This is a genomic window from Enterobacter sp. C4G1, from assembly GCF_052886895.1.
In genome coordinates this window covers 816,762-828,968 of the sequence record NZ_JBQVVV010000002.1, presented here as the reverse complement: position 1 = coordinate 828,968, position 12,207 = coordinate 816,762, and the positions used below count along the sequence as shown (strand labels likewise).

Sequence of the window (12,207 nt, the reverse complement as noted above, 5' to 3'; positions counted from 1 at the left end):
CAATACTGTTCCTTAAAATATGAGTGCGATCATATTAGTTCACAAAAAAAGATGCTATCGCTTTAGTGTCATAAAAACCAGTGTTCCGGGATGAAGTGCATAACATTTATCATAATATGGGTTTTTATATTAACTTAAGTGAAATTATGAGTTGCAAGATGCAAAACAAAAGGAGTTGCGGGATAGTGATGAAAAAGTGCTAAGGCAATGCTATATATTTTAATGCCGACCAAAATATCAAGTAGTAGGAAAAATCATGCTAAAGAATATTAGTGTCAGAACTTTTATTATCTATTTTCTGGTAAGCGCTTTTTTGTTAATTGATGGTTTGATTGCGTTGTTATCTCATAACACTACTCTTTTTGTTTCTGTAATTATTGTTAATTTACTTGCTTTGTTTTTACTTTGGACCTACATGACAAAATATCTTGTGACGCCCATCAACACTGTGAAAAAAAGTATTGAAGAAGTGATGTCAGGCAATCTTGCCGTCTCTATTCCTGTGTTTGGTAATAACTGTGCCGGGCGTCTGATCCCGGGTATTAATACGTTGTCGAGTAACATCGCAACGCTGGTGCGGGAGATTAGGGCATCATCCGAATCAGCTATGACGTTGTCCGGGCAGCTTTCTGAGCGTAGCGCACAACTTTCTGTGAAAACAGAACAGCAGTCAGCCTCGCTGGTGCAAACCGCGGCCAGTATGGAACAGATGGCCGCAAGCACGAAAAACAACGCCGATAACACCCGTTTAGCCAGTGAGCAGGCTAATGCCGCAACGTTGCAGGCGCGTAAGGGTGGCGAGCTGATGGGGCAGGTTGCCCACAACATGCAATCCATCACCGAATGCGCCCAACAAATGAAAGAAATTATCACGCTGATTGACGGTATTGCGTTCCAGACCAATATCCTGGCCCTGAATGCAGCCGTTGAAGCGGCACGCGCAGGTGAACACGGTAAAGGTTTTGCCGTGGTTGCCGGTGAGGTCAGAAATCTGGCGCATCGCAGTGCAGAAGCGGCGAAAAACATAAAATCCCTGATCGATGAAACCAGCTCTAACGTCATTCAGGGCGTTACTGTGGTTGCTCAGGCGGAAAAAAACATGCACGAAATTGTGGCGGGTTCGGGCCAGGTGAGCAGACTGATGGACGATATCTCTTCATCGACATCAGAGCAGGAGAAAGGGATCTCGCAAATTACGCTGGCACTTTCTGAGCTTGAAAGAGTTACCCAGAGTAACGTTGCGATGGTGGAGGAGCTGAGTGGTTCATCAGATGTGCTGAAAAATCAGGTCATTGAATTACAGGCCCGGACACGCAATTTCAGGCTCGAAGAGGGATTCCAGAAACCGCTGTACTCGCCGCAACTTCACCATTCCCCGATGTTTGCACCGCATGCTAAGCACTCCCTCTAACCGTAAAAAAGAGCCTGGATCCCAGGCTCTTTTTTATTGCGCCTGCACCCAGCGATTTCGTCCCTGCTGCTTAGCGCTGTAAAGCGCCTTGTCAGCCCTTGCAATTACCGACTGTGCCGTTTGCCCAACTTTCCATGTCGCTAACCCCTGACTTACTGTAACAAGTGAGCTGACCGGGGAAAGGGCATGGGCCTGTGCCTGAGATTGCAGGGTACTGGCTATCGCTGCTGCTGTGCTCTGCAACTGACCGGGATCGGGCAATAGCACTATAAACTCCTCGCCGCCAAAACGCCCGACAACGCCGTGGTTATCCTGCGTGGCGCTTTCAAGTACGCGGGCAATCATCATCAGGCAGCGGTCACCGCCCTGGTGACCGTAATAGTCGTTGTAAAACTTGAAATGATCGACATCGAGCATAATCAGCCCGAATTCGGTGCCGTCACGCTGGTGGCGGATAATTTCCTGATCCATGAGTGTTTCAAATGTGCGGCGGTTTGCGATACCGGTTAACGGGTCCTTGCTGGCAAGCTGCCCTAGCTGTTGAATAAGGTCCGCATTTTCCTGCTCGCGGCGTAGCGCGAGGATAAACCAGCTGTTGAGGATCCGGCGGCCGGATTCAATCATCCCTGCCAACAGTATCCACAACAGCGCGTTCAGGACGGTAAGGTTGGAGGGATGAAAAAGGCTGGTGATCAGGATGGTAAGCCACACTGGCGCGATAAAGCTCAATAACACTTTCGGGTCGAAATAGAGCGAAATAAGCGCAGTAAAAAGCAGCAGGGCAGCAAACGGGAAAATTAAACGCATATCTCCGCTGGCAATCAGAACGTAAAAACAGACCGACCAACAGAGGCTTATCCCAACGACGACGCCTTTTGCCAGATTTCGTAGCCAGGACGCGTTCTGCAGTGGCGCCATTCTCAGGATAAAAAGGACCCCTGCTGAAAGCGTAAGATCAATAACCATCATGGTTTCCAATAATCCGGCTGGATTCAGGGGCGTGGTTAAGGTATCGAAAGTAGAAAAATAGCGCCGTCCCAGCAGGAACAACGAGAATAAAATGTTCACCCACAGGAACCAGGTCATGCTGGTTTTGATCGCAATTGCACGCATTTCAGCCAGGCGTACATCGAATGCAGCACAGGTCTTTTTTGTTGTCACCAGCTCACTCCGGGATACATTTAGATCAAAACGGCAGCATTTCATTAACTCTAACGATTTACATGTACCTGTCTACTGAAACCTGAATGATAATGAGCAATTCCTGAGCTAATTCAGCGCGATGCTGGACATATTTATTGCTTAACGTTAGGCGAAAGCTAGACTGACAACCAAAGAGTCAAAAAGGTGGAGGTGCTGTGGATAGCATTAAAGGGTCTGAGGTTAACGTTCCTGATGCGGTTTTTGCGTGGCTGCTCGATGGTCGCGGCGGCGCGAGGCCGCTGGAAAACGGTGATGACATCGACAATGAGCATCCTTGCTGGCTGCACCTGAACTACACCCACCCGGATAGCGCTCAGTGGCTGGCGACGACCCCGTTGTTGCCGAACAATGTGCGGGATGCTCTGTCGGGAGAGAGTCTGCGTCCACGAGTTAGCAGGATGGGCGAAGGTACGCTGATTACACTGCGCTGTATTAACGGCAGTACCGATGAACGCCCCGACCAGTTGGTGGCGATGCGCGTGTATATGGATGAACGAATGATTGTCTCTACGCGCCAGCGCAAAGTGCTGGCGCTGGATGATGTGGTTAACGATCTTAAAGAGGGCACTGGTCCGGCGGATTGTGGTGGATGGCTGGTGGATGTCTGTGATGCCCTGACCGATCACGCCAGTGAGTTTATCGAGGAACTGCACGATAAAATTATCGACCTGGAAGATAATTTGCTCGATCAACAGATACCCCCGCGCGGTTTTCTCGCGCTGCTGCGAAAGCAGCTGATTGTGATGCGCCGCTACATGACGCCCCAGCGCGATGTCTACGCGCGTCTGGCCAGCGAGCGCCTCAACTGGATGAACGATGATCAGCGCCGCAGGATGCAGGATATCGCAGACAGGTTAGGGCGAGGTCTGGACGAAATTGACTCCTGTATCGCCAGAACGGCGGTGATGGCCGATGAAATCGCACAGGTGATGCAAGAATCCCTGGCAAGAAGAACCTATACGATGTCGCTGATGGCGATGGTCTTTTTGCCGAGTACCTTCCTGACCGGGCTATTTGGTGTGAACCTGGGCGGGATCCCCGGCGGCGCCTACCCGTACGGATTTATTACGTTTTGCATCATGTTAGTCGTTTTGATAGGCGGTGTTGCGTGGTGGTTGCATCGTAGTAAATGGTTGTAAAATTACGTTTTTTCGCTTCGTTGAGCGCCTCAAAACGCTATTTTATTTGAGCGAAGTCAATAAACACATACCCCGTAAGGTGCAATATTACTCCCGCAGGTGAATGCAACGTCAAGCGATGGGCGTTGCGCTCCATATTGTCTTACTTCCTTTTTTGAATTACTGCATAGCACAATTGATTCGTACGACGCCGACTTAATAGTCGGCTTTTTTTTGCCTCCTGTTCTTCAGCGTCTACCCTAAAAAGGGAGAACGCCCAAACCTGGAGGGAAAGATGAGCATCCTACCCACACTTCAACGATTAAATTCCATTCCGATTGGCCCTGAACCTAACGATCCTATACCGATGCCGGACCCCATCCCACGTCCGCAGCCGATGCCTGACCCGCCACCCGATGAAGAACCGATTAAAATGTCGCATCAAACCCCGAGATCTGCGAGGATACGCGCCATCTGACTGCAAAGATGACCGCGAGAGTATATTGTGACCGCATTTTCTACCCTGAATGTTCTGCCCGCTGCCCAACTCGATAACCTTAACGAGTTGGGTTACCTCACTATGACCCCTGTTCAGGCGGCTGCGCTGCCCGCCATTCTTGAAGGCCGTGATGTACGCGTACAGGCAAAAACGGGCAGTGGAAAAACGGCTGCATTTGGTCTTGGGCTGTTACAGCATATTGATGTCGCACTGTTTAAGACCCAGTCTTTAGTGCTGTGCCCGACCCGTGAACTGGCGGATCAAGTCGCCGGTGAACTGCGTCGACTGGCGCGTTTTCTGCCGAACACTAAAATTCTGACGCTGTGCGGTGGACAACCTTTCGGTGCCCAGCGCGATTCGCTCCAGCACGCTCCGCACATTATCGTGGCAACCCCGGGGCGTTTACTGGATCACCTGCAAAAAGGCACCGTATCCCTTGATGCGCTGCAAACGCTGGTTATGGATGAAGCCGATCGTATGCTGGATATGGGCTTTAGCGACGCCATCGATGAGGTTATTCGCTTTGCGCCTGCCGATCGTCAGACGCTTCTGTTTTCAGCGACCTGGCCTGAAGCTATTGCGGCTATCAGCGGCCGGGTACAGAAAAACCCATTAACCATTGAAATTGATAGCGTCGATGCGTTGCCCGCTATTGAGCAACAGTTTTTCGAAACCTCGCAGCAGGGCAAAATTTCGCTACTGCAAAAGCTGCTGAGCCAGCATAAGCCTGCGTCCTGCGTGGTGTTCTGTAATACCAAAAAAGATTGTCAGTCTGTGTGCGATGCACTGAATGCTGCCGGGCAGAGTGCGTTATCGCTGCATGGCGATCTTGAGCAACGCGACCGCGATCAAACGCTGGTGCGTTTTGCCAATGGCAGTGCGCGCGTGCTGGTGGCGACAGATGTTGCGGCTCGTGGCCTGGACATCAAATCACTGGAGCTGGTTGTTAACTTTGAGCTGGCCTGGGACCCTGAAGTGCATGTACATCGTATCGGACGTACTGCCCGCGCCGGGAACAGTGGCCTGGCAATCAGCTTCTGCGCACCTGAAGAGGCGCAGCGCGCAAACATTCTGTCTGAAATGCTGCAGCTGAAGCTGAACTGGGTCAGTGCGCCAGGCAATGTCAGCATTGTGCCGCTGGATGCTGAAATGGCTACGCTGTGCATTGATGGCGGTAAAAAAGCCAAAATGCGTCCGGGTGATGTGTTGGGCGCGCTGACCGGGGATATTGGTCTGGACGGGGCGGATATCGGGAAGATTGCCGTGCATCCGGCACATGTCTATGTTGCTGTTCGCCAGTCAGTGGCGCATAAAGCCTGGAAGCAGTTGCAGAACGGCAAAATTAAAGGCAAAGCCTGTCGGGTTCGCCTGCTTAAGTAAGCGGCAGAAAGATAGCGTCCCGAAGCCTGTTCGGGACGCTAACGGATTACTTCACTTCGACGACGTTCAGACGCAGTTCATCAAGCTGGGCGTCATCTTCTTCCGGTTGCCAGCCAGCAGGCTGCATTGGGATCTCTTCACGATCAAACGCCAGATCGCCGCCGTTCACCACTTCTGACTCGTGGTTAATCCCTTTAAAGTCAAACAGCTCTATGTCCGCCAGATGCGAAGGCACAACGTTCTGCATGGCGCTGAACATGGTTTCGATACGGCCAGGATAGCGTTTGTCCCAGTCACGCAGCATATCGCCAATCACCTGACGTTGCAGGTTTGGCTGTGAACCACACAGATTACAAGGGATTATCGGGAACGCTTTCGCTTGTGAGAAACGCTCGATGTCCTTCTCGCGGCAGTATGCCAGAGGGCGGATAACGATGTGTTTCCCGTCATCGCTCATCAGTTTTGGTGGCATCCCTTTCATTTTGCCGCCGTAGAACATGTTCAGGAACAGTGTTTGCAGGATGTCATCGCGATGATGGCCCAGCGCAATTTTGGTTGCGCCCAGTTCGGTTGCCGTACGGTAGAGGATCCCGCGGCGCAGACGAGAGCACAGCGAGCAGGTGGTTTTGCCCTCAGGGATCTTCTCTTTCACGATGCCATAGGTATTCTCTTCGACAATTTTATACTCGACGCCCAGCTTCTCCAGATACTCAGGAAGAATATGCTCCGGGAAACCCGGCTGTTTCTGGTCGAGGTTTACCGCCACCAGTGAGAAATTCACCGGCGCGCTTTGCTGAAGATTGCGCAGGATCTCCAGCATGGTGTAACTGTCTTTCCCCCCGGAGAGGCAGACCATGATGCGATCGCCTTCTTCAATCATATTGAAGTCAGCAATAGCTTCGCCCACGTTACGGCGCAGACGCTTTTGTAATTTGTTCAGGTTGTATTGTTCTTTCTTGTTAATGTCTTGATTTTGTTGCATTTATTACTACCTATGGAACCAGAAAGGGCATTTATTCAATTCTTTAAACCACGCATCGCAGACGTCATAAACCATTTGCGCGTTTTCATGCCCTATCTGGCTCACTATGAAAGAAGGGTTAGCGCCAGCGGATAAAAGCCAGCAGGCAAAAGTATGTCGCGTATGGTACGGATTCCGGCGACGAATTCCAGCACGTTTTACAGCGGCGTTTGATCTGGCATCAGTACTTGATAAAGCGTAGTCGGCTTTTTAGGTGCCTTACGCAGTACATGCACGGAAACAGAAGGCATTATTTGATACACCAATGCAGTGCTGACTACGCCGTTTTACCCTTCACGCTTTGGTGGTGCTGCGGGGGCTGCATACCAGTTTTCTTGCGCGACCATGATGTTCCCTTCAGGCTGCATGACGAAATTCGGCGACATGATCTGAACGTTGAATTCATTGAATACATCCTGAATGTTGCTGTACAACTCGTTGCGCGCGATGGCCAGGGACTGCCCGGGAAACAGTCTCACCTGTAGCTCATAGGCTATGTACCAGTCCATCAGTTCCAGCTGGCGTACAAGCGGTGGATGCGTCAGATCGACACACCGTGCTCGCTTGGCTGCCAGCTCAAGCATTGCGTGAACCTGCCGCCACGGGGTGTCATACCCTATGGTCACGCCGACGGTTAAGTTGATGCTGCCATCTTTATTTTGCGCACTGAGATTAACAATCTTGCCGCTCACCACAACCGCATTGGGTACCGTCACCACGTAGTTTTCGCGTGTGATAATTTTGGTGGCGAGCATCCCGATTTCGCTGACCTGGCCTTCGTTATCCGCTACCCGAATAACATCCCCTTTTCGCAGCGCTCGCGAATAAATAAGCACCAGGCCACTCATGGCATGATTCATCACCCCAGCCGAACCCAGCGTTAACATCAGGCCAAAAAAGACGCTAATGCCTTTAAAGGCCAGCGAATTTGCGCCAGGAAGGAAAGGGTATGCGGCGGAAAGAGCAAATAACCACACCATCACGGAGATAAGCTTGCGGGTCGCCCCGACAGTCTCAGGGTGAAGCCCCGGAAACTGTAAACGGCCAGCTTCAACCTGGCGGAGCACCATTTTGAGCAACTTCAGAATAAAGGCGGTGATGATGAAAATAATCAAAACAATCATCAGGCCAGGTAACGCAGAGACGATAGACAGGGCTATCTGACGTACGACACGCAGTGACCAGTCACCCAGCGACGTAGCCCAGACTCGCGTCCAGGGGAACAAACTTAATGCCCAGCTTAACCAGACGTAAAATGCTAAAATCCCCAGTAATATCATTAGTAAGCCATACAGGCGTGCTTCAATTGCCCCCGTATAACGGCGCCAGCTTTTGGGGAACCAACCCCGGTTTTCAGCAATCTGGCGGCGATAATATTGCCGCACCCGGCGCCATGAGCGCCACGCAACATAGCCAAAGAGCAAAAAGACCGCCAGACCTGCAACCGTCTTCACCGAAGAGAGGACAAGCCAGCCGGTATTGAATTGATCGCGAAGTGCGGTGCGCTGTGCTTCAAGGCGTACCAGCACACGTTGCGCAGCCTGATCCAGGGTAAGATCATCCCCCTCATCCAGATCCGCCTGCGCCAGAAGCATGACAGGTTTGCCATTCATAACGAACAGTCTTCCCGGCTGGTTATAGCGGGTGACAGGGACGATTTTCAGGGGTTCGAGCAGATCCGCATGTTCGAAATGACGCAGCGTGTTGCGGATGCGTAGCACGCGCTCTTCTGGCGTAGTGAGCCCGAATTTCGCCTGAAGCATAACAATGGGATGATGGAAGATATAAACCGTGCGGGCTTGCTCCTGGTCAGTTGGCTCCTGACGCGGTTCCGCCGCAAAAGAACCAAAGGTGAAAAGCGATATCACACACGCCAGAAAAACGAGCACTCTCTTATTCATACTCATCACCCGATAACGCGAAATTATCATTATTTTTCAGGCAACCAGCTAACCGGCAGACATGAACTTTCTGAGCATAGACCAGTTGCCCGGTTGTGCAACATTCACCTCAAGCGATGCTATGACCGCCCGGATGTACATCGACAATGATGCAGGAGGGTAAGAGTGCGTCAGGCAGGTAAAGGCAGAGGGAGAGGGTTAATAGCTGTCTAAATGGTTCAGAAGGTTGCCAAGATGGCTAACGATATCGCCAATATCGAAAATTAACGCCATCCACAGGAAGGCGAGGAGGGCGAGCACAACAACAGATATACGACTAAACAATGTGAATGTCCTTATTCATGCTGAAAGGTCCGGCTCAATATACTTTGACCTCTTTAAACTTACCTTTAACGACGCCGTCGTAAAAGCGACCTTTAGACACTACGTTCAGGAAATCCCGAAAAATGCGAGCGGGGACACGCTGATACTGGAAAGCGGAACGATCATGGAACCGTATTTCGAGGGTGGCACTGCCTTCATCATAAGCAATCGACGAGATGCGTGATGATCTTACTGGGTGATGGGTCATGATGGGCTCTCCCTGACGGCGTAACGGGGAGAGACATCATCCTCCATTAGAGGTGCAGGGTGCAATAAGTAAATTCAAATCAGTGATGCAAAGAATCAGATATCAGGTGGAATAAGAAAAGGTAATGAGGAAGGGATGTGTAATTTCAGTTAAACAGTTTGCGATAATAAATTAATAGCCCGCGCTTGCACGCGGGCCAGAAGAATTAGAACTGGTAAACCAGGCCTAACGCTACGATATCATCCGTACCGATACCGTTGTTTTTGTAGAATGCGTCATCTTCGTCCAGCAGGTTGATTTTATAATCAACATAGGTGGACATGTTTTTGTTGAAATAATAGGTTGCGCCTACGTCAGCATATTTAACCAGATCTTTATCGCCTTCACCGTTACCCAGGTCTTTACCTTTGGATTGCAGGTAAGAAATGGCCGGGCGCAGGCCGAAATCAAACTGATATTGTGCAGTGATTTCGAAGTTCTGCGTTTTGTTAGCAACCGCGTTTTCGTTGTCACCGTATGGCGTCATATTACGGGTTTCGGAATACATGGTTGCCAGGTAGATATTGTTGGCATCATATTTCAGGCCAGCAGTCCAGGCATCGGCTTTATCGCCGCCCGCCGTTGTGTAACGCACCTGATCGTTGGAACGGTCAGAAGAGGCGTAAGCTGCACCGGCGCTAAAGCCCATGCCGAAGTCATAGGTAGTGGAGATACCGAAACCGTCGCCGTTCTCATGACGCGTGTCGCGACCGTTGTTCGTCCCTTCCTGGTTGTTGCTGGCGCTCTCATTTTTGCCCTGGTACTGCAAGGCAAAGTTCAGACCCTGTACCAGACCGTAGAAGTCAGTATTACGGTAGGTTGCAACACCATTCGCACGGCCGGTCATGAAGTTGTCTGCTTTGGTATAAGAGTCGCCACCGAACTCTGGCAGCATATCGGTCCAGCCTTCCACGTCGTACAGCACGCCATAGTTACGGCCGTAGTCGAATGAACCGTAATCACCAACTTTGACCCCTGCGAACGCCAGACGCGTCCAGGACTGGTTGTCAGAGCTTTCAGTGTTGTTAGCCTGAACGTTGTATTCCCACTGCGCGTAGCCGGTCATCATGTTGTTGATCTGGGTTTCACCCTTGAAGCCCAGACGCATGTACGTCTGATCGCCATCCGCACCTTTATCGTCAGAGAAGTAATGCAGGCCATCTACTTTTCCGTACAGATCTAATTTGTTGCCATCTTTGTTGTAAATTTCAGCTGCATTCGCTGCGCCAGCCATTAAAAGGGCCGGAATCATAAGAGCCAGTACTTTTCTTTGCATTGTGATATTCCTTTGCAGTTGTTTTTATTTAATTACTGATTGAACTTTCCTGACTGGAAAGATGTCCCATGCTAAATCACTCTGAGTTGAGAGTAATAAAATATAATTGTTACTGATTAAGTAAAATATCAACAGAATAATGCTGCTGAAATGACGATAATCTTCATGAATATATGAGCGTAAAAAATACAAAATTAAAATTATTAATGTAATGGGAAAGAGGGTAGGCTCTACGCCGTTATATGCCTTTAAGATGTTTTATTCATTATTTCGGTGAATCTTTTTTACTTAAATAAAGAGTTTTCGGAAATAAACTGGATACGCCCGATGTGAATGCATCGGGCATTTTTTTGCGCAGAATAAAAAAAGCCCGAACATTGGACTGACCCCATAAAGTTGGACAGTTCATGTTAAGCGGCTATCAGGGCCTGGGTTCGGTATTCTACCGGACTCAGGCCTTTTAATTTCAGGCTGATCCGCTCGTTGTTATAGTAATGGATATAGTCCACTATCGCCTTCCTCAGTTCATTCAGATCGCTGAACCTGTTCAGGTAAAAACACTCCGATTTCAGTGTGCCGAAGAAGTTCTCCATCACCGCGTTATCCAGGCAGTTTCCCTTGTGCGACATGCTTTGTGTTATACCCTGCGCCTTTAACTTTGCCTGATAGCCTGCCATTCGGTATTGCCAGCCCTGATCCGTGTGCAGCAACGGTGCATCCTCCGGTCCGAGCACTGAGAACGCATCGTGCAGCATCGTATTAACCATCTCCATCACCGGCCTTTCCGACAGGCTGTAGGAGATAATCTCCCGGTTAAACAGATCGAGAACCGGCGACAGGTACAGCTTTTTACCCTGCACCGAGAACTCTGTAACATCCGTGACCCATTTTTCGTTGGCTTTCGATGCACCGAAGTTCCGGTTCAGGATATTGGGCGCAGCCTTGCCCACTTCCCCTTTCCAGGCACGATATTTCTTCACCCTTATCAGAGAGCGGAGTGACAGCGCTGCCATCAGTCGCTGCACTGTTTTATGGTTTACCAACAACCCCTGTTTTCTCAGTGAGAGCGTGATCCTGCGGTAGCCATAACGCCCTTTGTGATAGTGGTAAATCTCTCTGATTTTGTCTTTCAGACTGGCATGACTGTCCACTCGTTTCAGCGCATTCATATTGTGATACCACGTACTGCGGGACATACCTGCTGCACGCAGAAGATCACCGAGCGCATACTCCTGCCTTAGCTCACTGATTATTCCGGCTTTCTGCCGCTTTTCTCGCTTTGAACTAAGGCCTTCAGCTTTTTTAGATAGGCATTCTCTGCGCGCAGATAACGGAGTTCAGCCCGCAGTTCTTCGGGAGATAACTTTTCCAGTGCAGCATCGGTAAGTGGCGGTGTTTTTTTGGGTTTTGTCATGTCCTTGCTCCGACCTGGTTTTATGCTCAGAAGTCCTTTCTCACCTGCGTCTTTGTAAACATTCACCCAGTGCCTGACAACGGTTTCAGTTGAGATATTAAACCGTGCGGCAGCTTCACGCATCGAAAGTTCTTCACTGAGAACAGCCTGGACAACAGTTATCCGGAACGCCGGAGAATGGCGGTCATTTTTCCAGGTAATGCCATCAATACCGTGGAGTTGCCAGGCTCTTACCCAGCGTCGCACTGATGTTCTCTCAACACCAAAGCGTTCAGCTGTTCGATGTGTTCCATCTTTTCCGGCAAGGTAGTGATTAACTACAGCTAATCTGGTTTCGAGGGAAAATTTTGGCTTTGCCATAAAAAACTGCACCT

The 12,207-nt window shown here is 50.0% G+C and carries 11 protein-coding genes and 1 pseudogene; 4 read left to right on the top strand and 8 right to left on the bottom strand.

Features of this window, described 5'->3' with window-relative positions:
* Positions 1-415: 415 nt before the first annotated feature.
* Positions 416-1,411: a methyl-accepting chemotaxis protein gene (locus tag ACT9TW_RS17895; protein WP_446493258.1), complete on the top strand. Its 996-nt coding sequence runs from the start codon at positions 416-418 to the stop codon at positions 1,409-1,411.
* A 33-nt stretch (positions 1,412-1,444) separates the two neighbouring features.
* On the opposite strand, the gene ACT9TW_RS17890 is transcribed toward ACT9TW_RS17895, so the two are convergent.
* Positions 1,445-2,572: a GGDEF domain-containing protein gene (locus ACT9TW_RS17890; RefSeq protein WP_446493257.1), complete on the bottom strand. Its 1,128-nt coding sequence runs from the start codon at positions 2,570-2,572 to the stop codon at positions 1,445-1,447.
* Positions 2,573-2,769: 197 nt separating this feature from the next.
* Here ACT9TW_RS17890 and zntB point away from each other — a divergent pair, with 197 nt between their 5' ends.
* From zntB to dbpA, 3 genes are all read left to right on the top strand, one after another.
* Positions 2,770-3,753 (top strand): zinc transporter ZntB, encoded by a 984-nt coding sequence (gene zntB, locus ACT9TW_RS17885; protein ID WP_182061276.1) that lies wholly within the window; start codon positions 2,770-2,772, stop codon positions 3,751-3,753.
* 274 nt (positions 3,754-4,027) lie between these two features.
* Entirely contained in the window at positions 4,028-4,210 is a 183-nt protein-coding gene (gene ynaL, locus ACT9TW_RS17880; RefSeq protein WP_435581009.1) for a proline-rich small protein YnaL, read from the top strand.
* A gap of 27 nt (positions 4,211-4,237) precedes the next feature.
* Positions 4,238-5,611, top strand: coding sequence for an ATP-dependent RNA helicase DbpA (gene dbpA / locus ACT9TW_RS17875; protein ID WP_446493256.1), 1,374 nt, complete (start codon positions 4,238-4,240; stop codon positions 5,609-5,611).
* A gap of 46 nt (positions 5,612-5,657) precedes the next feature.
* On the opposite strand, the gene ttcA is transcribed toward dbpA, so the two are convergent.
* From ttcA to ACT9TW_RS17840, 7 genes and pseudogenes are all read right to left on the bottom strand, one after another.
* On the bottom strand, positions 5,658-6,593 hold the full coding sequence (gene ttcA, locus ACT9TW_RS17870) for a tRNA 2-thiocytidine(32) synthetase TtcA (RefSeq protein WP_446493255.1): 936 nt from the start codon (positions 6,591-6,593) through the stop codon (positions 5,658-5,660).
* A 6-nt stretch (positions 6,594-6,599) separates the two neighbouring features.
* A pseudogene (locus ACT9TW_RS17865) lies at positions 6,600-6,842 on the bottom strand (tyrosine-type recombinase/integrase); the annotation flags it as partial.
* A 77-nt stretch (positions 6,843-6,919) separates the two neighbouring features.
* Positions 6,920-8,533 carry a mechanosensitive ion channel family protein gene (locus ACT9TW_RS17860; RefSeq protein ID WP_446493254.1) on the bottom strand — a complete coding sequence of 538 codons (1,614 nt, stop codon included), beginning with the start codon at positions 8,531-8,533 and terminating at the stop codon, positions 6,920-6,922.
* A 198-nt stretch (positions 8,534-8,731) separates the two neighbouring features.
* Positions 8,732-8,857: a hypothetical protein gene (locus ACT9TW_RS17855; RefSeq protein ID WP_259349660.1), complete on the bottom strand. Its 126-nt coding sequence runs from the start codon at positions 8,855-8,857 to the stop codon at positions 8,732-8,734.
* A gap of 34 nt (positions 8,858-8,891) precedes the next feature.
* Positions 8,892-9,104, bottom strand: coding sequence for a KTSC domain-containing protein (locus ACT9TW_RS17850; RefSeq protein ID WP_446493253.1), 213 nt, complete (start codon positions 9,102-9,104; stop codon positions 8,892-8,894).
* A gap of 205 nt (positions 9,105-9,309) precedes the next feature.
* Positions 9,310-10,419, bottom strand: coding sequence for a porin OmpC (gene ompC / locus ACT9TW_RS17845; protein WP_182061271.1), 1,110 nt, complete (start codon positions 10,417-10,419; stop codon positions 9,310-9,312).
* Positions 10,420-10,829: 410 nt separating this feature from the next.
* Positions 10,830-12,193 (bottom strand): IS3 family transposase gene (locus ACT9TW_RS17840; protein ID WP_446493252.1). Its coding sequence is split into 2 segments (ribosomal slippage): positions 10,830-11,716 and positions 11,716-12,193, totalling 1,365 coding nucleotides; the frame shifts between segments, so codons are not numbered across the junction.
* Positions 12,194-12,207: the final 14 nt, after the last annotated feature.

What these genes read in the sequence shown, in the direction of transcription:
- ACT9TW_RS17850 (WP_446493253.1), bottom strand. Translation starts at nt 9,104, where the DNA reads ATGACCCATCACCCAGTAAGATCATCACGCATCTCGTCGATTGCTTAT.
- ompC (WP_182061271.1), bottom strand. Translation starts at nt 10,419, where the DNA reads ATGCAAAGAAAAGTACTGGCTCTTATGATTCCGGCCCTTTTAATGGCT.
- ACT9TW_RS17895 (WP_446493258.1), top strand. Translation starts at nt 416, where the DNA reads ATGACAAAATATCTTGTGACGCCCATCAACACTGTGAAAAAAAGTATT.
- ACT9TW_RS17860 (WP_446493254.1), bottom strand. Translation starts at nt 8,533, where the DNA reads ATGAATAAGAGAGTGCTCGTTTTTCTGGCGTGTGTGATATCGCTTTTC.
- ynaL (WP_435581009.1), top strand. Translation starts at nt 4,028, where the DNA reads ATGAGCATCCTACCCACACTTCAACGATTAAATTCCATTCCGATTGGC.
- ttcA (WP_446493255.1), bottom strand. Translation starts at nt 6,593, where the DNA reads ATGCAACAAAATCAAGACATTAACAAGAAAGAACAATACAACCTGAAC.